The organism is Pseudomonas sp. SK2, assembly GCF_016772395.1.
Lineage (GTDB): Bacteria > Pseudomonadota > Gammaproteobacteria > Pseudomonadales > Pseudomonadaceae > Aquipseudomonas > Aquipseudomonas taiwanensis.
On record NZ_CP061944.1, the window covers coordinates 1,289,557 to 1,312,581 of the forward strand.

15 protein-coding genes, 2 tRNA genes and 3 rRNA genes are annotated in these 23,025 nt (G+C 59.4%); 10 read left to right on the forward strand and 10 right to left on the reverse strand.

Annotated features, from left to right (window positions below; genetic code table 11):
- Positions 1-3: 3 nt before the first annotated feature.
- A complete protein-coding gene (locus IF103_RS05720) occupies positions 4-894 on the reverse strand; it encodes a formate/nitrite transporter family protein (RefSeq protein ID WP_023379100.1) in 891 nt (296 codons plus the stop codon).
- A 458-nt stretch (positions 895-1,352) separates the two neighbouring features.
- Here IF103_RS05720 and IF103_RS05725 point away from each other — a divergent pair.
- From IF103_RS05725 to IF103_RS05770, 10 genes are all read left to right on the forward strand, one after another.
- A 16S ribosomal RNA gene (locus IF103_RS05725) occupies positions 1,353-2,889 on the forward strand.
- Positions 2,890-2,966: 77 nt separating this feature from the next.
- Positions 2,967-3,043: transfer RNA gene (locus IF103_RS05730), tRNA-Ile, on the forward strand.
- 6 nt (positions 3,044-3,049) lie between these two features.
- Positions 3,050-3,125, forward strand: a tRNA-Ala gene (locus tag IF103_RS05735).
- A gap of 233 nt (positions 3,126-3,358) precedes the next feature.
- Positions 3,359-6,250, forward strand: a 23S ribosomal RNA gene (locus IF103_RS05740).
- Positions 6,251-6,380: 130 nt separating this feature from the next.
- Positions 6,381-6,496: ribosomal RNA gene (gene rrf, locus IF103_RS05745) — 5S ribosomal RNA — on the forward strand.
- The 16S, 23S and 5S rRNA genes sit together here with 2 tRNA genes alongside, the layout of an rRNA operon.
- A gap of 301 nt (positions 6,497-6,797) precedes the next feature.
- Positions 6,798-8,441: an acetolactate synthase large subunit gene (locus IF103_RS05750; protein ID WP_023379102.1), complete on the forward strand. Its 1,644-nt coding sequence runs from the start codon at positions 6,798-6,800 to the stop codon at positions 8,439-8,441.
- 143 nt (positions 8,442-8,584) lie between these two features.
- Positions 8,585-9,139, forward strand: a complete 555-nt coding sequence (locus IF103_RS05755) for a UPF0149 family protein (protein WP_023379103.1) — start codon at positions 8,585-8,587, stop codon at positions 9,137-9,139.
- A 167-nt stretch (positions 9,140-9,306) separates the two neighbouring features.
- The gene (locus IF103_RS05760) at positions 9,307-9,936 is read left to right on the forward strand and encodes a glutathione S-transferase family protein (RefSeq protein WP_202675927.1); all 630 of its coding nucleotides are present in this window, start codon (positions 9,307-9,309) and stop codon (positions 9,934-9,936) included.
- 19 nt (positions 9,937-9,955) lie between these two features.
- Positions 9,956-11,971 (forward strand): pyridoxamine 5'-phosphate oxidase family protein, encoded by a 2,016-nt coding sequence (locus tag IF103_RS05765; RefSeq protein WP_023379105.1) that lies wholly within the window; start codon positions 9,956-9,958, stop codon positions 11,969-11,971.
- A gap of 89 nt (positions 11,972-12,060) precedes the next feature.
- Positions 12,061-12,957: a LysR family transcriptional regulator gene (locus IF103_RS05770; RefSeq protein ID WP_023379106.1), complete on the forward strand. Its 897-nt coding sequence runs from the start codon at positions 12,061-12,063 to the stop codon at positions 12,955-12,957.
- 25 nt (positions 12,958-12,982) lie between these two features.
- Here IF103_RS05770 and IF103_RS05775 read toward each other — a convergent pair whose 3' ends face one another.
- The 9 genes from IF103_RS05775 to IF103_RS05815 all read right to left on the reverse strand — a co-directional run bounded on the left by IF103_RS05775 (position 12,983) and on the right by IF103_RS05815 (position 22,898).
- Positions 12,983-13,852, reverse strand: a complete 870-nt coding sequence (locus tag IF103_RS05775; protein ID WP_027906912.1) for an aldose 1-epimerase — start codon at positions 13,850-13,852, stop codon at positions 12,983-12,985.
- A 24-nt stretch (positions 13,853-13,876) separates the two neighbouring features.
- Complete coding sequence (locus tag IF103_RS05780) at positions 13,877-14,800, reverse strand: EamA family transporter (RefSeq protein ID WP_027906911.1); 924 nt, start codon at positions 14,798-14,800, stop codon at positions 13,877-13,879.
- A gap of 134 nt (positions 14,801-14,934) precedes the next feature.
- The gene (locus IF103_RS05785; RefSeq protein ID WP_023379109.1) at positions 14,935-16,215 is read right to left on the reverse strand and encodes a TRAP transporter large permease; all 1,281 of its coding nucleotides are present in this window, start codon (positions 16,213-16,215) and stop codon (positions 14,935-14,937) included.
- Positions 16,216-16,743: a TRAP transporter small permease gene (locus IF103_RS05790; RefSeq protein ID WP_023379110.1), complete on the reverse strand. Its 528-nt coding sequence runs from the start codon at positions 16,741-16,743 to the stop codon at positions 16,216-16,218.
- Positions 16,744-16,810: 67 nt separating this feature from the next.
- Positions 16,811-17,782: a TRAP transporter substrate-binding protein gene (locus IF103_RS05795; RefSeq protein ID WP_023379111.1), complete on the reverse strand. Its 972-nt coding sequence runs from the start codon at positions 17,780-17,782 to the stop codon at positions 16,811-16,813.
- Positions 17,783-17,848: 66 nt separating this feature from the next.
- The gene (locus IF103_RS05800) at positions 17,849-18,727 is read right to left on the reverse strand and encodes a glucurono-1,5-lactonase (RefSeq protein ID WP_023379112.1); all 879 of its coding nucleotides are present in this window, start codon (positions 18,725-18,727) and stop codon (positions 17,849-17,851) included.
- A 26-nt stretch (positions 18,728-18,753) separates the two neighbouring features.
- Positions 18,754-19,560 (reverse strand): NAD-dependent epimerase/dehydratase family protein, encoded by an 807-nt coding sequence (locus tag IF103_RS05805; protein ID WP_023379113.1) that lies wholly within the window; start codon positions 19,558-19,560, stop codon positions 18,754-18,756.
- Between the two features lie 108 nt (positions 19,561-19,668).
- Positions 19,669-20,910, reverse strand: coding sequence for an OprD family porin (locus tag IF103_RS05810; RefSeq protein WP_023379114.1), 1,242 nt, complete (start codon positions 20,908-20,910; stop codon positions 19,669-19,671).
- A gap of 740 nt (positions 20,911-21,650) precedes the next feature.
- Positions 21,651-22,898: a ribonucleotide-diphosphate reductase subunit beta gene (locus IF103_RS05815; protein WP_023379115.1), complete on the reverse strand. Its 1,248-nt coding sequence runs from the start codon at positions 22,896-22,898 to the stop codon at positions 21,651-21,653.
- Positions 22,899-23,025: the final 127 nt, after the last annotated feature.

Here is a 23,025-nt window from a genome sequence, read left to right on the forward strand (position 1 = left end):
GGGCTATTGGCCATCCGGTCCACGGAAAGATCGTTTCTCGTCCTTCAATAGCTGCGACGGGGGCTTGCCGCTGTCGCTGCGTACCTGGGCATGGCTGATCAAGGCAAATATGAAACTGCCCCCGATGATGTTGCCGGCCAGTGTCGGCAGCGCGAATGCCAGCCAGAAATTCTGCCAGGTCTGCTCCCCGGCCCAGACCAGGTAGGAGACCTCCACAGACCCCACGACGATATGGGTAAAGTCGCCCAGCGCCATCAGATACGTGATCATCAGGATGATCCAGATCTTGGCATGTTCCATCGACGGGATCATCCACACCATGGTGGCGATCATCCAGCCAGAGACGATGCCTTTGGCGAACATCTGGCCGATGTCGTTCTTCATGACCTTGCGCCCCACTTCCAGGAAGGCGACGTCGGTCTTGGTGTCGAAAATCGGCAGTTCGAGCATGACCCAGGCGACCAACAGCGTACCGGCCAGGTTGCCCAGCAGCACGACGCCCCACAGGCGCAGCAGTCGCCCGAAATTGGCCAGGGTCGGAGTGGTCATCACGGGCAATACGGCGGTGAGGGTGTTTTCGGTGAACAACTGCTGGCGCGCCAGGATGACCGCCAGAAAGCCTGCGCTGTAGCCGATGCTGGCGACCACCTGGGCGCTCTCGCCCTCGGGCAGCCGGGCATAGAACAGACCCATGGCCATGAGTGACAGGCCCATGCTCAGCCCGGCAGCCAGCGCGGACCACCACAAGGCGGCCAATGTACGTTCCAGCTCCTGGTCACCCTGAAAGCGGATGATCTCGTGCAAGACCGCCGCCCTGGGCGGTTGATTCTGGCTGACCTCCTGCTCTTCGTCCGCTGACAGGCCGGGGGTCTTGTCGTTCTGTTCCTCGCGCATGGCCGTTTCGCTCCATAGGGTGTTCCTCTACAGATCCAGCACGCCTTCATTAGTTGCGCAGGAGGCGAGGAACGGCAGGGGAAAGTTTTTTCAGATCAAGGTGTTGACTCTGATTTCAAACCGCGTATTATTCGCCACCTCGCAGCGACAAACGCAGCGAGGCAAGCGGTAAGTTGTTGAAGTTGAACGCTTTTGCAAGAAAGCAGCTTCGCAAAAACTTAAAAATAAACGCTTGACAGCAAATGAGGAAAGCGTAGAATGCGCGCCTCGGTTGAGATGAAACGCTCTTGGCCAAACGCTCTTTAACAAATCGAATCAAGCAATTCGTGTGGGTGCTTGTGAGTACGGACTGATAGTCACAAAGATTATCAGCATCACAAGTGGCCGTGCGAGAAATCACATAGTCATTTGAGATTGCTGAGCCAAGTTTAGGGTTTCTTAAAAACCCAAGCAGTATTGAACTGAAGAGTTTGATCATGGCTCAGATTGAACGCTGGCGGCAGGCCTAACACATGCAAGTCGAGCGGATGACGGGAGCTTGCTCCTTGATTCAGCGGCGGACGGGTGAGTAATGCCTAGGAATCTGCCTGGTAGTGGGGGACAACGTTTCGAAAGGAACGCTAATACCGCATACGTCCTACGGGAGAAAGCAGGGGACCTTCGGGCCTTGCGCTATCAGATGAGCCTAGGTCGGATTAGCTAGTTGGTGAGGTAATGGCTCACCAAGGCGACGATCCGTAACTGGTCTGAGAGGATGATCAGTCACACTGGAACTGAGACACGGTCCAGACTCCTACGGGAGGCAGCAGTGGGGAATATTGGACAATGGGCGAAAGCCTGATCCAGCCATGCCGCGTGTGTGAAGAAGGTCTTCGGATTGTAAAGCACTTTAAGTTGGGAGGAAGGGCAGTAAGCTAATACCTTGCTGTTTTGACGTTACCGACAGAATAAGCACCGGCTAACTCTGTGCCAGCAGCCGCGGTAATACAGAGGGTGCAAGCGTTAATCGGAATTACTGGGCGTAAAGCGCGCGTAGGTGGTTCGTTAAGTTGGATGTGAAAGCCCCGGGCTCAACCTGGGAACTGCATCCAAAACTGGCGAGCTAGAGTACGGTAGAGGGTGGTGGAATTTCCTGTGTAGCGGTGAAATGCGTAGATATAGGAAGGAACACCAGTGGCGAAGGCGACCACCTGGACTGATACTGACACTGAGGTGCGAAAGCGTGGGGAGCAAACAGGATTAGATACCCTGGTAGTCCACGCCGTAAACGATGTCAACTAGCCGTTGGAATCCTTGAGATTTTAGTGGCGCAGCTAACGCATTAAGTTGACCGCCTGGGGAGTACGGCCGCAAGGTTAAAACTCAAATGAATTGACGGGGGCCCGCACAAGCGGTGGAGCATGTGGTTTAATTCGAAGCAACGCGAAGAACCTTACCAGGCCTTGACATGCAGAGAACTTTCCAGAGATGGATTGGTGCCTTCGGGAACTCTGACACAGGTGCTGCATGGCTGTCGTCAGCTCGTGTCGTGAGATGTTGGGTTAAGTCCCGTAACGAGCGCAACCCTTGTCCTTAGTTACCAGCACGTTATGGTGGGCACTCTAAGGAGACTGCCGGTGACAAACCGGAGGAAGGTGGGGATGACGTCAAGTCATCATGGCCCTTACGGCCTGGGCTACACACGTGCTACAATGGTCGGTACAGAGGGTTGCCAAGCCGCGAGGTGGAGCTAATCTCACAAAACCGATCGTAGTCCGGATCGCAGTCTGCAACTCGACTGCGTGAAGTCGGAATCGCTAGTAATCGCGAATCAGAATGTCGCGGTGAATACGTTCCCGGGCCTTGTACACACCGCCCGTCACACCATGGGAGTGGGTTGCACCAGAAGTAGCTAGTCTAACCTTCGGGAGGACGGTTACCACGGTGTGATTCATGACTGGGGTGAAGTCGTAACAAGGTAGCCGTAGGGGAACCTGCGGCTGGATCACCTCCTTAATCGACGACATCAGCCTGCTGATGAGCTCCCACACGAATTGCTTGATTCATTGTCGAAGACGATCAAGACCCTATATAGGTCTGTAGCTCAGTTGGTTAGAGCGCACCCCTGATAAGGGTGAGGTCGGCAGTTCAAATCTGCCCAGACCTACCAATATGCGGGGCCATAGCTCAGCTGGGAGAGCGCCTGCCTTGCACGCAGGAGGTCAGCGGTTCGATCCCGCTTGGCTCCACCACTCGCTTACTTGATCAGAACTTAGAAATGAGCATTCAGATCGAATGTTGATTTCTGACTTTTGTCAGATCGTTCTTTAAAAATTCGGATATGTGATAGATAGACTGGCACGCACTTTCACTGGTGTGATGTCAGGCTAAGGTAAAATTTGTGAGTTCTGCTCTTAATTGAGCAACATGCGAATTTTCGGCGAATGTCGTCTTCACAGTATAACCAGATTGCTTGGGGTTATATGGTCAAGTGAAGAAGCGCATACGGTGGATGCCTTGGCAGTCAGAGGCGATGAAAGACGTGGTAGCCTGCGATAAGCTTTGGGGAGTCGGCAAACAGACTGTGATCCAGAGATCTCTGAATGGGGGAACCCAGCCAGCACAAGCTGGTTATCTTGTACTGAATACATAGGTGCAAGAGGCGAACCAGGGGAACTGAAACATCTAAGTACCCTGAGGAAAAGAAATCAACCGAGATTCCCTTAGTAGTGGCGAGCGAACGGGGACCAGCCCTTAAGTTGATTTGAGATTAGTGGAACGCTCTGGAAAGTGCGGCCATAGTGGGTGATAGCCCCGTACACGAAAATCTCTTGTCAATGAAATCGAGTAGGACGGAGCACGAGAAACTTTGTCTGAACATGGGGGGACCATCCTCCAAGGCTAAATACTACTGACTGACCGATAGTGAACCAGTACCGTGAGGGAAAGGCGAAAAGAACCCCGGAGAGGGGAGTGAAATAGAACCTGAAACCGTATGCGTACAAGCAGTGGGAGCCTACTTTGTTAGGTGACTGCGTACCTTTTGTATAATGGGTCAGCGACTTATATTCAGTGGCGAGCTTAACCGAATAGGGGAGGCGTAGCGAAAGCGAGTCTTAATAGGGCGTTTAGTCGCTGGGTATAGACCCGAAACCGGGCGATCTATCCATGGGCAGGTTGAAGGTTAGGTAACACTGACTGGAGGACCGAACCGACTACCGTTGAAAAGTTAGCGGATGACCTGTGGATCGGAGTGAAAGGCTAATCAAGCTCGGAGATAGCTGGTTCTCCTCGAAAGCTATTTAGGTAGCGCCTCATGTATCACTCCAGGGGGTAGAGCACTGTTTCGGCTAGGGGGTCATCCCGACTTACCAAACCGATGCAAACTCCGAATACCTGGAAGTGCCGAGCATGGGAGACACACGGCGGGTGCTAACGTCCGTCGTGAAAAGGGAAACAACCCAGACCGTCAGCTAAGGTCCCAAAGTCATGGTTAAGTGGGAAACGATGTGGGAAGGCTTAGACAGCTAGGAGGTTGGCTTAGAAGCAGCCATCCTTTAAAGAAAGCGTAATAGCTCACTAGTCGAGTCGGCCTGCGCGGAAGATGTAACGGGGCTCAAACCATGCACCGAAGCTACGGGTGTCATCTTTGATGACGCGGTAGAGGAGCGTTCTGTAAGCCTGTGAAGGTGAGTTGAGAAGCTTGCTGGAGGTATCAGAAGTGCGAATGCTGACATGAGTAACGACAATGGGAGTGAAAAACTCCCACGCCGAAAGACCAAGGTTTCCTGCGCAACGTTAATCGACGCAGGGTTAGTCGGTCCCTAAGGCGAGGCTGAAAAGCGTAGTCGATGGAAAACAGGTTAATATTCCTGTACTTCCAGTTATTGCGATGGAGGGACGGAGAAGGCTAGGCCAGCTTGGCGTTGGTTGTCCAAGTTTAAGGTGGTAGGCTGAGATCTTAGGCAAATCCGGGATCTCAAGGCCGAGAGCTGATGACGAGTTGCCTCTAGGCGACGAAGTGGTTGATGCCATGCTTCCAAGAAAAGCTCCTAAGCTTCAGATAACTGGGAACCGTACCCCAAACCGACACAGGTGGTCGGGTAGAGAATACCAAGGCGCTTGAGAGAACTCGGGTGAAGGAACTAGGCAAAATGGCACCGTAACTTCGGGAGAAGGTGCGCCGACGAGGGTGAAGGACTTGCTCCGTAAGCCCATGTCGGTCGAAGATACCAGGCCGCTGCGACTGTTTATTAAAAACACAGCACTCTGCAAACACGAAAGTGGACGTATAGGGTGTGACGCCTGCCCGGTGCCGGAAGGTTAATTGATGGGGTTAGCGCAAGCGAAGCTCTTGATCGAAGCCCCGGTAAACGGCGGCCGTAACTATAACGGTCCTAAGGTAGCGAAATTCCTTGTCGGGTAAGTTCCGACCTGCACGAATGGCGTAACGATGGCGGCGCTGTCTCCACCCGAGACTCAGTGAAATTGAAATCGCTGTGAAGATGCAGTGTATCCGCGGCTAGACGGAAAGACCCCGTGAACCTTTACTATAGCTTTGCACTGGACTTTGAATTTGCTTGTGTAGGATAGGTGGGAGGCTTTGAAGTGGGGACGCCAGTTCTCATGGAGCCATTCTTGAAATACCACCCTGGCAACTTTGAGGTTCTAACTCAGGTCCGTTATCCGGATCGAGGACAGTGTATGGTGGGTAGTTTGACTGGGGCGGTCTCCTCCCAAAGAGTAACGGAGGAGTACGAAGGTGCGCTCAGACCGGTCGGAAATCGGTCGCAGAGTATAAAGGCAAAAGCGCGCTTGACTGCGAGACAAACACGTCGAGCAGGTACGAAAGTAGGTCTTAGTGATCCGGTGGTTCTGTATGGAAGGGCCATCGCTCAACGGATAAAAGGTACTCCGGGGATAACAGGCTGATACCGCCCAAGAGTTCATATCGACGGCGGTGTTTGGCACCTCGATGTCGGCTCATCACATCCTGGGGCTGAAGCCGGTCCCAAGGGTATGGCTGTTCGCCATTTAAAGTGGTACGCGAGCTGGGTTTAGAACGTCGTGAGACAGTTCGGTCCCTATCTGCCGTGGACGTTTGAGATTTGAGAGGGGCTGCTCCTAGTACGAGAGGACCGGAGTGGACGAACCTCTGGTGTTCCGGTTGTCACGCCAGTGGCATTGCCGGGTAGCTATGTTCGGAAGAGATAACCGCTGAAAGCATCTAAGCGGGAAACTTGCCTCAAGATGAGATCTCACTGGAACCTTGAGTTCCCTAAAGGGCCGTCGAAGACTACGACGTTGATAGGTTGGGTGTGTAAGCGCTGTGAGGCGTTGAGCTAACCAATACTAATTGCCCGTGAGGCTTGACCATATAACACCCAAGCAATTTGCTGACGCAGATTGCGGTGGTGAAGACGAAACGACCGAAAGTTCGCAAGACCACAAATTCACATATCCGAATTGGCCAAGAGTGTTTACACGACATTCTGGCAACAGAATTTCTTGACGACCATAGAGCATTGGAACCACCTGATCCCATCCCGAACTCAGTAGTGAAACGATGCATCGCCGATGGTAGTGTGGGGTTTCCCCATGTGAGAGTAGGTCATCGTCAAGATTCATTTCGCAAAACCCCTATCTGCGTGAGCAGGTAGGGGTTTTGTCTTTCTGGCGCATCATCACCCCCCCGGGCCCGTTCGGCGCATAGACCTCCGTCTAATTGCTGTTAGTCCATTATTGCTGTTCATAAATCTCAAGGTGCGACATTATTAACCATCCAGTGACGTGACTTTCCCGCGCCTTGCCTACGTCAAGGCTTAGGTTCGGGGCACTCCTGGCCCCCGGATAGAGCGATGCCAGCGTACCGTGCTGCGCATTTCTGGACTTTCACCGTCCTATCACTTGAGGTTACAAGCAAGATGGCCAAGGCCGCCGATGTCGTTGTGCAATGCCTGGAAAACGAAGGTGTCGAGTATGTGTTCGGCATTCCCGGTGAGGAAAACCTCGACCTGCTGGAATCCCTGCGCAAGTCGAAGATCAAGCTGGTACTGACCCGCCACGAGCAGTCCGCGGGCTTCATGGCCGCCACCTATGGCCGCCTGACCGGCAAGACCGGCGTCAGCCTGTCGACCCTGGGCCCTGGTGCGACCAACCTGGTAACCGCCAGTGCGTACGCCTACCTGGGCGGCATGCCGATGATGATGATTACCGGCCAGAAGCCGATCAAGAAGTCCAAGCAGGGCCGCTTCCAGATCATCGACGTGTGCGGGATGATGGACCCCATCACTAAGTACACCCACCAGTTCGCCTCGGCCGACAACATCCCGGCGCGCATGCGAGAAGCTTTCCGTCTGGCCGAGGAAGAGAAGCCGGGCGCGGTGCACCTGGAACTGCCGGAAGACATCGCCGCCGAGCAGACCGATGCCCTGCCGATCCCGCGCAGCCTGCACCGTCGCCCGCTGGCCGAGCACGTGGCCATTGAAGCTGCCGTGGAGAAACTGCAGAAGGCCCGTAGCCCGATCCTGGTGATCGGCGCCGGCGCCAACCGCAAGATGACCGCCAAGGTCCTCAAGCAATTGATCGACAAGACCGGCATCCCATTCATCACCACCCAGATGGGTAAAGGTGTGGTCGACGAGCGCCACCCACGCTTCCTCGGCAACGCCGCGCTGTCGTCTGGTGACTTCGTTCACCGCGCCATCGAAGCCGCTGACCTGATCATCAACATCGGTCATGACGTCATCGAGAAGCCACCATTCTTCATGGTTCGTGGGGGTACCGAAGTCATCCACATCAGCTTCCGCTCCGCCGAAGTCGATGCCGTGTACTTCCCGCAAGTAGAAGTGATCGGCGACATCGCCAACGCTGTATGGCAGATCAGCGAAGCACTGAATGACACGTCGCACTGGGACTTCACCCGCCTGATGACCATCCGCGAAGCGAACGAATCGCAGATCGCAGAAGGCGCCGACGATAACCGCTTCCCGGTTTACCCGCAGCGCCTGGTCGCCGACATCCGTCGCGTGCTGCCGTCCGAAGGCATCGTTGCTCTGGACAACGGCATCTACAAGATCTGGTTCGCCCGCAACTACAAGGCGCACAAGCCCAACACCGTGCTGCTGGATAACGCCCTGGCGACCATGGGCGCTGGCCTGCCATCGGCCATGGCTTCGCACCTTGTGTACCCAGACCGTCCGGTGATTTCCGTGTGCGGCGACGGCGGCTTCATGATGAACAGCCAGGAGCTGGAAACCGCAGTACGTCTGGGCATGCACATCACCGTGGTGATCCTGCGTGACGACGGCTACGGCATGATCCGCTGGAAGCAGGCCAACATGGGCTTCACCGATTTCGGCCTGGATTATGGCAACCCGGACTTCGTCAAGTACGCCGAAGCCTACGGCGCCACCGGCCACCGCGTGGAAAGCGCCGAAGGCTTGCTGCCGCTGCTCGAGCACTGCATCAAGACCCCGGGTGTACACGTGATCGACTGCCCGGTCGATTACAGCGAGAACGACCGCATCCTCAACAGCGAGCTGCGTGAGCGCGCGCTGGCGGTCTAAGCTGTAACGCCCTCCATCGCCGGCAAGCCGGCTCCTGCCGGTACCCTGTGGTACCGACGGGGGTCGACTTGCCGGCGATTGCTTTTGAAGGGATACCCCATGTGCTAGGGTGCACGCAATTCGACTCCCCAGGACGTCCGCACATGCTTGCCCCGCTCAGCGACAAAGAACTCGCCCGCCTCGAAGACTTTTTGTACACCTACGGCAACGATTACTCGGTGCTGAACCTCGCCGAACTCAACGGCGTCCTCACTGCATTGGCCAGTTCTCCAGTCACGGTCACCCCCGAACAATGGTTGCCTGCCGTCGCCGGCGGCAAGGTGCCGAAATTCAAGAGCTCAGCCCTTGAAGAGGCGTACACCGCGCTGATGCTGCGTTATGCCCATCAGATAGCACAAGCCTTGGCTGACGACCTCGATCACTTCGAGCCATTGTTCGAAGAGCGCGAAGGCGAGCAGGGGCCCGGGGTCGACATGGAAGAGTGGTGCTTTGGCTATATGCGAGGTACCCAGGTCGCCGAATGGAGCGCACTGCCCCCCGAACAGGACCAGTTGCTCAAGGCCATCTCTCTGCATGGTTTGGAAGACGACTTCGAATTGCTCGACTCGATGAGCTTCGATGAGCGGCAGGCCTGCGTTCCAGGTGTCGTCCAGGCCGTGCGCGGACTGTATCGGTATCAGAAGCAGCAACGGCATTGAGGTCACCCATCCTGTCGTCAGCTTGCTGGCGACAGAATCGTGGATGCCGCGCGATTGTTTCGCAGCGCGAAATTATGGTTTCCCCACCACGCTGATTCTGCTGTCAGCCGAATCAGCGCAGCATGTGCTCCACCAGCCCATCCCGGTGCTGACCTGGAGCCATGCCAATGTCTACCCCGATCAAGCTCTACAACTTTCCCAAGTCCGGCCATGCCCACCGTATCGAACTGATGCTGTCCCTGCTCCAGCTCCCCACGGAGCTGGTGTTCGTCGATCTGGCCAAGGGGGCGCATAAGCAACCGGACTTCCTGGCCCTCAACCCCTTCGGCCAGGTGCCTGTGATCGACGACAACGGCACGGTCATTGCCGATTCCAATGCCATCCTGGTGTACTTGGCCAAGGCCTATGGCGGCGAGCGCTGGCTGCCGGACGATTCGATCGGCGCAGCCCGTGTGCAGCGCTGGCTGTCGGTCGCTGCCGGGCCAGTGGCCTTTGGTCCAGCCGCGGCGCGCCTGGTGACGGTATTCGGCGCTTCGTTCAACACCGACGAAGTCATAGGCCGTGCCCACACCCTGCTCAAGGTGGTCGACGCCGAACTGGCCAAGTCGCCATTCCTGGTGGGTGATCACCCGACCATCGCAGACATCGCCAACTACTCTTACATCGCTCATGCCCCCGAGGGCAACGTCTCGCTTGAACCCTACCCGAACGTACGCGCCTGGCTTGCTCGCGTCGAGGCACTGCCGGGCTTCGTGCCGATGCCACGTACGGCCATAGGCCTTCAAACCACCGTCTGAACCTTTGAGGAATGCCGCCATGCAAGAACGCACCGGATCGCCCTGGCACGCAGGTGAAAAGCGACTGCAGGAGCACGTTGGCGTTGCAGAACGCATGGAGGTATTCGGACAGAAGGTCATTCGAGACTACATGCCCGATCAACACCGCGCCTTTTACCAGCAACTGCCGTTCATGGTAATTGGAGCGGTGGACCCACAGGGCAACCCCTGGGCGACACTGCTCGAAGGCGCGGAAGGCTTCGTCAGTTCGCCCGACCCTCGGACATTGCTGATCAGCACGCCACCGGCCAGCGACGATCCAGCAGCGCCAGGCCTGGCCACAGGCGACGCCGTCGGCCTGCTTGGCATCGAACTGCATACCCGTCGACGCAACCGCATGAACGGGCTGATCCGCCAGGCTTCGGCCGAGCAACTGGAGGTGAGCGTCGAGCAGTCGTTCGGCAACTGCCCGCAGTACATCCAGCTGCGCAATTACGTACGCGTCGATGAGCCCGCCCAGCAACGCCGAGACTCGGCCGGGCTGGATGAGACGACCCGTGCCATGATCGAGAACGCCGACACCTTCTTTGTCGCCAGCTTCATCGATCATGAGGATGGGCGTCGCTCAGTGGATGTGTCCCATCGCGGTGGTCGTCCCGGCTTCGTTCGGGTCGAAGGCAATCGCCTGACCGTTCCCGACTACGCCGGCAACCTGCATTTCAACACCCTTGGCAATCTGGTCGAGAACCCGGTGGCGGGCCTGTTGTTCGTCGATTTCACCACGGGCAATGTGTTGCAGGTGTCCGGGCGCGCCGAAGTGATCCTGCAAAGCCCTTTGATCACGGCATTCGAAGGCGCCGAGCGCATCTGGACCCTGGAGGTGACGCATGTGGTGCTGCGGCCAGCGGCGTTGTCGCTACGTTGGGCATTTCAGGAATATGCGCCCACGAGCCTTGCGACTGGCACCTGGACCGAGGCCGAGCAGCGCATGCAACAGGTACAGCGCCAACGGCAATGGTTGAGCTGGCGAGTGGTCCGGATGGAGCAGGAAAGCCGCGACATTCGCTCGTTCTACCTTGCTCCAGGTGAGCCGGTGCCATTCGCGCCAGGGCAACACCTGCCCGTGCGTATCCCGCAGGGGGACGCTGCGCCATTGGTTCGTACCTACAGCTTGTCCTGCGCGCCCTCTGACGGTTTCGTGCGTATCAGTGTCAAAGCCCAGGGCCCGGCTTCCCGCCACCTGCATGAGCGAATCGCCGTCGGCGACCTGCTTGAGGTGCGTCTGCCGATGGGCAACTTTATCTTGAACAGCGAAAGTCAGCGGCCGATCGTGCTGGTTGCGGCAGGTGTGGGGATCACCCCGTTGATCGCCATGTTGCGTGCGCAGCTGGCCAGTCCCATGCCCCGGCGCATTCATCTGTTCCACGGCGCGCGCAGCCTTGCTGACCTGCCTTTCCAGCAGGAACTGGCCGGCTTGCGCCAGCAGGCAGGAGAGCTGCTGAGCGTGCATCGATCCCTGAGCCAGCCGGAGGCAGACGCCGTAGCAGGGCGCGACTACGAACATACCGGCCGCCTTGGCATCGAGCAGATCAAGGCAACGCTGGCGCTGGACGACTATGACTTCTACCTGTGTGGCCCAGCCAGTTTCACCCAGGACATCTACGACGGACTGCGCACGGTGAATGTGCCCGATGGCCGCATCCACGCAGAGGCCTTCGGTCCCTCGACGTTGCGTCGTCACACCGATGGCGATCGACCGGTGCTGCAACAACCGCCGGCAGCCAGTGAGCCGGTGCCGGTGTATTTCGCTGCGTCGGCCAAGGAGGCACGATGGACGCCGGGCGCTGGCAGCTTGCTGGAACTTGCCGAAGCACGAGGCTTGTCGCCTGATTTCAGTTGCCGAGGAGGCTCATGCGGGACCTGCAAGACCCGGCTGGTGAGTGGCCAGGTGCATTACCCGAACCCGCCAGCCGAAATGCCGGAAAGCGGTACGGTGCTGATCTGCTGTGCAGTACCGGCCCAGGCGCAGGAGCGCGGATTGGTTCTGGACCTTTGATACGAAGATGGGCGAACGTTGCAGGCGTTGGCTTGTCGGCGACCGGGCCGGTGCGGACAATACACAACCCACGATACTCAGGAGCCGGCATGGATCAGATTCACCTGATGAAGGTGTTCGTAGCCGTTGGCGAGCTGGAAAGCTTTGCCGCCGCGGCCCGTCATCTGGACATCTCGCCAGCGGCAGTCACCCGGGCTGTCAGTGCCCTGGAAGAACAGCTTGGGGTCAAGCTGTTGCTGCGCACTACCCGCAGCGTACGCCTTACCGAGGCCGGTAGCCGTTACCTGGAGGACACCCGGCACATCCTGGCCAGCATTCACGAAGCCAACGAAGCGGCAGCCGGCATCAACGCCACGCCCAGGGGCGAACTGGCGGTGACGGCGCCGATCCTGTTCGGCAAGAAGTTCGTCATGCCGTGCATCGTCCGCTACTTGCAGCAGTATCCCGAGGTGGATGTATCTGCGTACTTCCTGGACCGAATCGTGAACATGGTGGAGGAGGGCATGGATGTGGCGGTGCGCATCGGGCCACTGCCCGACTCCGGACTCAAGGCCCTGCGCGTCGGCAGGGTGCGCCGGATGCTGTGTGCATCGCCCGACTACCTGGCCCGGCATGGTGTGCCCCTGCACCCGTCGGATCTGCTGGAGCATTCCGTGATCGCCACCACCACCCTGTCGCCGAAGGCCGGCTGGCGTTTCGGCCTGACCGACGAGCCGACCATGGTGCGGATGAAGCCCCGACTGACGGTGACCAGCAACGATGGCGCGATTGCCGCGGCTGTCGGCGGTTTGGGTATCGCGCGGCTGTTGTCGTACCAGGTGGTCGAAGAAGTCGCCAGCGGAAAGTTGCAGGTGATTCTGGCCGAGTACGAAGAGGCGCCCTGGCCCATCCATGTGCTGCACCGCGAGAGCAAGTACGGCTCCTCGAAGGTCAGGACCTTCATCGACATGCTGGCGCAAACATTACGGGCGCAACACCTGGACTGAGACCACATGGCAAGGGAGGCGTCGTCTAAGACCCTCGGTAGCGCAAGCTGAAACCCAGACTCATCGCTTGCCCTTGCTGCAACAACCGCAACCCCGGCCGCCCCGGCAAGTGATGGGCATTGATCGGATGGCTGACCGGCTCGAAGCAGAAGAACGCCTGTCCCGGCGGGCAGTACAACAGAAAATGCTCGGTGCCACGGGCCCTGCATTCCAAACGATACCCCGCACCCGGCTGCTCGATGATGCAGTCTCCCGTCCATCCACTGAACGCATGATCGACCAGCGTCTCCGGCAGCAGTCCGGGGGCTTCAAAGTTCCAGTCCGGAGGTATTTCAGCCTGATACGACGGCAGCCGATCTGGCTCGGCCAGCCACACATGGCGCGCGGCAGCCTGTATCTGGGTGTCGGGATAGCGCGGGAAGTAGGGGTGCAGCCCCAACCCATACCAGGTAGCGACCTGGTCCAGGTGCGTCACGCGCAAGTCGAGTTTCAGGCACCCTTCGAGCAGATGTACATCCAGTGTCGCCCGGTACGCGAATGGCTGTTCACTGACGAGCGTCAGCCTTGCGTGGTGCTCGCGGTGAAGGTCCACATGCCAGGCCTGTTGCCAGGCGCTGCCATGAATTGGGTAGGGGTCATGGGCGGTGTTGGGGGCCAGCGCCTGCCACCCGTCGGGCCGTGCGAAACCGCCTTCGGCAATCCGGTTGGACCAGGGCGCCAGCGGATAGCACGCCAGTTGCCGTGGTGTTCCGCTGGCCAGCGCGGCCGGGTCGGAGTGACGCAGCAGCGCCTGTCCGGTGGACTTGGCCTCCCAGTTGATCAGGCTGGCGCCCAGGTCGGGCGTGAGGCTCAGCCGGGTCAGGCGGTCCTGCAGGTGCAGCTCGGTTACAGCCATCAACGACTCCTTCAAGCGTGGAGATCAGCTTGCCTTGCGGTAGGTCAGCAACACGATCCCGCACACCACCACGGCACCGCCGACCAGTTGCAGCGCGCTTAGGCGCTGGTCGAGCAAGGCCCAGCCCAGCAGCAAGGTAGCGATCGGCTCTACGTTCATCACGGGTGCGTTCTGGGCCATGTTCAGCCGTGGCACACAGACGAACAGCAGGCTGAAGGCCAAGCCGTAAAGCACCACCAGGCTGGCCAGGGCCACCCAGCCGCCGATACTGCCCGGGAGCGACAACCCCGATGGCATCACACCGCTCACACCAGCGACCAGCATGCTGGAGAACACCACCAGCAAGGTCAGCAGGCTGCGTACTGGCCCGCGTACGCCGGCCAGTTTGTGATCGGTGATCCACAAACCGCAGGCGAAGGCGCATGCGGCGCAGAAGGCAAGGCCAACGCCCAGGGCCCAGTGCGGATTGGCATCGCTGCTGTCGTCCATTCGCGCGGGTACGTCCAGTGCCAATACCAGGCCGCATAGAATCAGCCCCATGAACAACACCGTTCGGCCGGTCGGGCGTGGGCCGCCCAGTGCCCAGGTGAGCAGTGCCAGTAACATCGGGAAGGTGTTGCCCACCAGTAACGCCAGGGCCACCGGAATACGTGCCACCGCCGAATACAGGCACAGGCTCTGGGTGGCGATCAGCAAACCGAGCAGCAACTGCCAGCCCCGCGTGCCAGCCGGCAGGCTCAGCCCTTGGCGTTGCCACACCAGCAGGCAGGCCAGTACCAGGAAGGTAATGCCGGAGCGGCAAAGGATTGCCAGCAACACACCGGTGCCGTCATCGAAAGCGATGCGCGCGGCGACGTGGTTGGCGGCGAACGAGCAGGCCAGCAACGCCAGCAGAGCGATCGCCAGCTTGCGGGGAAACAGGGTAGCAGCGCAGGAGGGGAAAGCCATGTGCAGGATCCATTTGCAAAGACGGGCTGTCTTGCGGTTTATCGCCGGCAAGCTGGCTCCTGCAGGTTCCACACTCACCCTGCAGACGCCGACTTACCGGCGATGGGCCACATCGTGGCCCCAAACAAGGCCACCTAAAGCACGACGCTAGGCAGCCACAACGAGATAGCCGGGATGTAAGTCACTGCTATCAGCACCAGGAACAGCGCCAGGTAGAACGGCAGCAACGCCTTCACCGTGGCCTCGATACTGACCTTGCCGATGGCCGACCCTACGAACAGCACGGCCCCCACTGGCGGCGTGATCAGGCCTATGCCTAGGTTCACCAGCATGATCATGCCGAAGTGCACCGGGTCCACACCGATACCCGTGATCACCGGCAGCAGGATCGGGGTGAGGATCAGGATCAGCGGTGCCATGTCCATCACGGTGCCCAACAGCAGCAGCATGAAGTTGATGCACATCAGGATCACATAGCGGTTGTCCGACAGGGTCAGGAACGCGGTGGTGATCTTCGACGGGATCTGCATCAGGGTCATCACGTAGCCGAAGCTGGCCGCGAAGCCGATCAGGATCATCACGATGGAGATGGTGCGTACCGTGCGATGCATCAGCTTGGGCAGGTCGCGCCACTTGTAGTCGCGGTAGATGAACATAGTCACGAAGAACGACCACACCACCGCCACGGCGGCCGATTCGGTTGCGGTGAACACCCCCGACAGGATGCCGCCGAGGATGATCACCATGGCCATCAGGCCCCAGAGCGCCTCACCGGCGATCTTCAGCGCCTGGCGCAGCGGAATCACCTCGCCCTTTGGGTAGTTGCGCTTCTTGGCGAAGATCAGGCACAGGCCCATCATCACTGCGCTCAGCAGCAACCCAGGCATGACGCCGGCCATGAACAGCGAGGCGATCGATACCGTGCCGCCGGCCGCCAGCGAGTACAGCACCGAGTTGTGGCTTGGCGGGGTCAGCAATGCCTGCACCGAGCCACTGACCGTGACGGCGGTGGAGAACTCGCGTGGGTAGCCCTTGCGTTCCATCTCCGGGATCAGCACCGAACCGACCGACGCGGTGTCGGCCACCGATGAGCCGGAGATGGCGCCGAAGAAGGTCGAGGCCGTGATGTTGACCAGTGACAGGCCACCGCGTACGAAGCCCACCAGCACCCCGGCGAAAGCCACCAGCCGGCGTGACATGCCACCCTCGGCCATGATCGCGCCGGCCAGCACGAAGAAGGGAATGGCCAGTAGCGAGAACTTGTTAACCCCGCTGGCGACCTGGATCATCATCGCTTGCAACGGGATGTCGATCCACCACGCACCGATCAGTGCCGCCATGCCTAGCGCGTAGGCCACCGGCATGCCCAGCAGAATCAGCAGGATGAAGCTGCCCAACAGAATGAACGCATCCATTTACACCGCTCCTTCGCTTTCTTCCACCAGGTCGAAGCGCACGACCTTGCGGTTGCTCTGATCGCCCAGCATGAGTTTTTCCAGCACGAAGATCAGGGTCAGCACACCTCCAACCGGGATCGGTGCATAGCTCATGCCTACCCGCACCGCAGGCAGAGAAGCCATGTACTGGTTCCAGGTGGTGATGCACAGCTGGGTGCCGTACCAGGTCATGAAGATGCACACCACGACCATCAGCAGCTGCACCAGTACGGCCACCGAGCGACGGGTTGGTGCGGGCAGACGGTCGGTGACCATTGCTACGGCCATGTGTGCGCCGGCCCGGTAACTGGCGGCGGCACCGACGAAGGTGAACAACACCATCAGCAGAATGGCCACAGGCTCCGGCCAACTGGAACCAGTGCCCAGGACGTAACGGGCGAAGATGCCCCAAGGGATGATCAGCGACATGGCCAGTACCGCCAGGCCCGCGATCCAGATGCAACTGCTGTACAACCTGTCATTCACACGCAGGAAAAGGTTTTTCATTGGCATCACCGAAGCTGCAGGGCGGCGAAAACCGCACTGCAGGGGTCATCTGGGAACGGAGCCGGCGTCACTGGACGTCGGCGATACGCTTCATCAGGTCGGCGTATTGCGCGCCGTACTTCTCGCGCACCGCAGCGGTGGCATCGTAGAACGGCTTCTTGTCGACGGCGATGAACTCGACACCGGCGGCCTTGAGCTTCTCTTCGCTGGCAATGGACTTGGCGTCCCATAGCGCACGCTCTTCCATTTGCGCTTCACGGGCGACCTTCTTGACCAGCGCCTGCTGCTCGGGGGTCAGCTTGTTCCAGGTGGTCTTGGACATCACCACCGGTTCCGGAAGGATCAGATGCCCGGTCAGGGTGTAGTACTTGGCGTTCTGGAAATGGTTGTGCTCAAGCAGGGTCGGCGGGTTGTTCTCGGCCCCGTCGATGACGCCCGTCTGCAAGGCGCTGAAGATTTCGCCGGTGTCCATCGCGATGCCATTGCCGCCCATGGCGTTCATCATATCGATGAACACCGGGTTGCCTTGCACGCGAATCTTCATGCCCTTGAGATCGTCGATGCTGCGCACCGGGTGCTTGGTGTAGAGGTTACGGGTCCCGCCGTCCATCCAGGCCAGGGCCACCAGGTTGAATTCGGAGTTGGTGATCTTGTCGAGAATCTCCTGGCCGATTTCGCCGTCGATGACTTTGCGCATGTGGTCGTGGTCGCGGAATACGAATGGCATGTTGAACACGTTCACGTCAGGCACTACCGGGCCGACGATCCCCAAGCTCACGCGGGTCATTTGCACGGCACCGATCTGTGCTTGCTCGATGACTTCCTTCTCGGAGCCCAGCACGCCGCCGGCGAACATCTTGAAGGTGATATCGCCATTGCTGGCCGCCTCGAGTTTCTTGCCCATGTTCTGTTCGGCGACCACGGTCGGGTAGCCGGCGGGGTGAATCTCGGCGAACTTGATGTCCAGCGCCGAAGCGGTGGAGGACAGGGTGAAAGTGAACGGGAGTACGGCAAGAAGCAGCTTGCGTTTGAACGTCATGATGAAACTCCGTGTTTTTTATTATCTGGTTTCGTACGTGTCGGTGTAGGTGCGGCAGGTGGCGGTTCAGCCCCGGTAGGCAGGTTCCTCCAGGCCTTGGACGCCAGGGTTCAAGGCAAACACTCCCCCAGCCAATGGCTGGTCGGAGAGGTCGATGCCCGGGGGGCGAATCGACGTGACGAACAGGGTGTCGAGGTGGGCCCCCCCGAAGGCGCACATCGCCGGTTTTTTCACCGGCACGCTCAATGAGCGGTCGAGACGGCCGTCAGGGCTGAAACGGTGGATCTGGCCGGCGTCGTTACCGCAGATCCAATAGCAGCCGTCTGCGTCGACAGCGGCGCCGTCGGGCCGACCGGGGTAGGCGCGCATGTCGACGAACAGACGCTGGTTGTGTGGGGTGCCGCTGTCGATGTCGTAGTCGAAGGCCCAGATCTTCTGCACGTTGGGGTGCGAGTCGGATAAGTACATGCGTGTGCCATCGGGGCTGAATGCCAGGCCGTTGGGCACGATCATGTCCTTGAGATGCACGTGCATCTGGCCTTCGCCATCATGGCGGTACAGGGCGCCGACATGGGCGCCTTGCTGCATGTCCATGAGCATGGTGCCGGCCCAGAAGCGGCCTTGGCGGTCGCAACGGCCATCGTTGAAGCGCATGCCTGCCTGGGCATGTTCGACGGCGCTCAGCAGGCGGCTGTCGAGGGTACCGTCCGACCTGCTTCGAAGCTGGAAGATGCCGGTCTGCATGCCAGCGATCCAACCCTGCTCGCCACGGGCGATGCAGGCGAGCATTTCCTCGCCTTGCCAGACGTCGTGGCTGCCGTCTCCCTGCCAGCGATGCAGCTGGCGGGCGGGAATGTCGACCCAGTACAGGGCTTGTTCGAGGGGGTGCCACACGGGGCTTTCGCCGGTGCCGTTGCGGGCGTCGACGATCAGTTCGCAGTTCATGGCCGTACCTCCTGGCGCGCCGTGGATCAGTTGAACGGTCCGGCCACGGTGAACGCACCGCCCTGGTAGACCATGCTTGGATCATCGGCGGCGGGCGCCGGCTCGGCTTCAACGGCTTCGCGAAAGACCTCGGAGGTATCCTTGGGCGCATAGCCCAGATGCGCGGCATGACGGTTGTCCCACCACACCGTGCGGTTGTTCGAAGCGCCATAGACGACGGTATGGCCGACGTCGGGAGTGGACAGGCCGCGCGCTATCAACTGGACCAGATCGTCGTAACTGAGCCAGGTGCAGAGCATCCGGCGGTTCTGCGGCTGCGGGAAGGACGAGCCGATACGAATGCTCACCGTTTCGATGCCATAACGGTCGAAGTAGAAGCTGGCGACGTCCTCGCCATAGCATTTGGATAGCCCATAGTAGCTGTCGGGGCGGCGCGGGGAGAGAGCGTCGATGCGCTCGTCCTGACGGTAGAACCCTATGGTGTGGTTTGAGCTGGCGAAGACGATGCGCTTGACCCCGTGCTTGCGCGCCGCTTCGTAGATATGGAATACCCCGCAGATGTTGGGGCCGAGGATGTCCTCGAAAGAATGTTCGGTGGACACGCCGCCGAAGTGGATGATCGCATCCACGCCTTCGACCAGCGCATGAACGGCGGCCTTGTCGGCCAGATCGCAGGTCACCACTTCTTCATGGGGGCCCGCGGGGGGAGCCATTGGCTCGATGTCGGAAAGGCGCAGGACCTCGGCGTAGCCTTGCAGGCGTTCGCGAAGGACCTTGCCCAGGCCGCCTGCCGCTCCGGTGAGCAGCAGGCGATTGAGGGGAGTAGGGGTCATGGCCGGCTCTTGTTGTTAGTTGTTGTAAGTTGTCGTATGACTTTGTTGATTATCGGTAGTGGTTTCCGCGGTTGTCAATGCTGCTGTGCGGCTCCCACTGCAATAGCGTCAAAGGAGCGACAATGGGTAGTTGAAGATCAACCGGTTCTCATCGAACTCGTTGTTGCTGTAGTCACGACGAATGCTTGAGTTACGCCATTTCACGCTCAAGTCCTTCAGAACCCCGCTCTGAATCACATACGCCAGTTCCGTCTCCCGTACCCATTCCTTGCCATCGGTCACGGCCCCGCTGTGCACGTCGCGCCCGCTGATGTACCGGTTCATCAGGGTCAAGCCAGGCACCCCGACGGTGACGAAGTTGAAGTCATGACGCAGCTGCCACGACCGCTCGTTGGCGTTATCGAAGCTGGAGTTGTAGCTGTCGTTGGCCAAGGTTCCGCCGCTGGTGCCATTGACCCGCATCCAGGTGTCGCCATCGACCTTCTGCAGACCGACCCAGAAGGTGTTGCCGCCATATTTGGCCGACAGCATCGCCGAGTAGGTATCGTTGTCCAGTTTCCCGGCGCGTTCTGAGCCGTCCTCGCCGCCGTGGAAGTAACCCAGGTTGGCACCTAGGGTCCAGTTGCCCACCGGCTGGCTGTGGCTCAGCTGCAGGTACTGCTGCTCGTAAACGTCCTTCAGCACCGCGTTCCACAGCCCTACCAGCGTACGGTCTTGGTTGAACTTGTATTCGCCACCGACGAAGTTGAAGCGGTCCGACACCCCGCCGCCGTAGCTCATGTCCTCCATGCTCGCATCGTTGCGCGGGCTGTTGCCGCGGAACTGGCCACCATAGAGTGTCAGCCCGGCGATTTCATTGGAGGTTACCTGGCCACCACGGAAGGTTTGCGGCAGCGAGCGGCCATCGTCCGAACGCAGAATAGGCAGTACTGGCATCCATTCACCGATCTTCAGTTCGGTCTTCGAGATACGCGCCTTGCCCGCCACTGCCAGACGCCCGAAATCATCTGCCGGCCGTCCGTCGTCATGGCGCGGCAGCAGTGCGGTGCCGTAGGTGCCGCCACCGCCATCGAGCTTCACCGACCACAGCCCCAGCACATCCACACCGAACCCTATTGGCCCTTCGGTGAACCCGGAGCGTGCGTCGAGGATGAAGCTCTGGGTCCATTCCTCGGCCTTGCTTTGCGGGTTGCTGGGGTTGGTGAAGTTGCGATTGATGTAGAAGTTGCGCAGGCCCAGGGTGGCCTTGGCGTCCTCAACGAAGCCTTCGGCCAGGCTGATACCGGGCAGGCTGGCCAGCAGGCCGGCGCCAAACAGGGCGAAGGGGAGGGTTCTTTGGCAGATTTTCATTGTTGTTGTGCTCCACAAAAGGGTGCGGCAGCCCGTCCACCGCACGCGCGCGAGCGGCCTACGGGGGGGAAGATATGCAGGTGCGACGATGCCGGGGCGCTAGGTGCCCGTGGCCTGAGTACAGGGGAGGTATGAAATGCGAGGGTGGGGTGCAATGGGTGTCGACATGGGATCGTCCACAGATTGTTGTTTTTGTTATGTGTTGTCGTACAACTATGGCGATTATTAGCAAGCACGGACGGGTGTGTCAACGCTTCGCGATGGCCGTATTGCTGGGGATTTCGCTCTGATTTCGAGTGCCTGTGCGAGCAATGGCTCTAGCACGCTAATCCGATGACATCCTACGACTAAAGTGTGGTTTATCCATCACCCACCCACTTTCGGGTCCGGGTCGAGCTAGCGGGTGTAATGCCCGTCGAAGAAGCGCCCGGTCATCCGACCGAGTTCGTGGGCGCAAAAGCACACTTAGGATTCGAACCCGAGTGCCTGGAGGGGACGGTTGTGACGGGTGAAGAGGAGGGCTGGTGGAGATCAGTCTTGGCTGGCCTCCGGGCTCTCCATGGTTTGGAGCAGACGGGGCGCATGTGCCAAAGGCCTGCGAACGCTGGTTTCGTTAGGGCTGGGTGTCGGGAGCTATGGGGAGTTGGGTTTAAACAATCAGAAGCTCGCCAGAAAACAAGTGCGGAAGAGCGTTTCTCCAATTCGATAAAAAGGCTGCCCGAAGGCAGCCTTTGGGGGCATCAATCCCAGCTCAACGCACCACCCGTCTGGTACTCGATCACACGGGTTTCGAAGAAGTTCTTCTCTTTCTTCAAGTCCATGATCTCGCTCATCCAAGGGAACGGGTTGGTAGTCCCAGGATACTCTTCCTTCAGGCCAATCTGGGTCAGGCGACGGTTTGCGATGAACTTGAGGTAGTCCTCCATCATCGCGGCGTTCATGCCCAGTACGCCGCGTGGCATGGTGTCACGGGCGTATTCGATCTCCAGCTGGGTCCCTTGCAGGATCATCTGGGTGGCTTCTTCCTTCATCGCCGCATCCCACAGGTGCGGGTTCTCGATCTTGATCTGGTTGATCACGTCGATACCGAAGTTCAGGTGCATCGACTCGTCACGCAGGATGTACTGGAACTGCTCGGCAACGCCGGTCATCTTGTTGCGGCGGCCCATCGACAGGATCTGGGTGAAGCCGCAGTAGAAGAAGATGCCTTCCAGCACGCAGTAGTAGGCGATCAGGTTGCGCAGCAGCTCTTTGTCGGTTTCGACGGTACCGGTGTTGAATTCCGGATCGGAGATGGCGCGGGTGTACTTCAGGCCCCAGGCGGCTTTTTTAGCGACCGACGGGATCTCGTGGTACATGTTGAAGATCTCGCCTTCATCCATGCCCAGTGACTCGATGCAGTACTGGTAGGCGTGGGTGTGGATCGCCTCTTCGAACGCCTGGCGCAGGATGTACTGGCGGCACTCGGGGTTGGTGATCAGGCGGTACACGGCCAGGGCCAGGTTGTTGGCCACCAGCGAGTCAGCGGTGGAGAAGAAGCCGAGGTTGCGCATCACGATGCGGCGCTCGTCTTCAGTCAGGCCGTCCATGCTCTTCCACAGGGCGATGTCGGCGGTCATGTTGACCTCTTGCGGCATCCAGTGGTTGGCGCAGCCATCGAGGTACTTCTGCCAGGCCCAGTCGTACTTGAACGGAACCAGCTGGTTGAGGTCGGCGCGGCAGTTGATCATGCGCTTTTCGTCAACGCGAACGCGGGCGCTGGAGCCTTCCAGCTCGGCCAGGCCTTCGGCGATGTCGAGGTCGTTCAGGGCGGCCTTGGCGCGCTTGACTGCGTCGGAGTCGTCGGCGGTGGCTACTCGGGCTTCCTGGGCGGCGGCATCGCCGGCGCTGTCGAGCTTGTCCAGGGTGGCGGCAGCGGCCTGCGCAGGGGTGTTGCCTTTTGCGGCGACTTCGCCGTCTTCCTTGTCGAATTCGTCCCAGCTCAGCATGGTTTGGCTCCTGCTTGAGGGTCGCCCTCGGGCAACCGGTTGGATAGTAAGAATGTGATGCCTGACGCAAGGCCGTTACGGCGAATGGACAGCTCGAGAGGCTGACTCTCGTTACATCTGAGTGTGT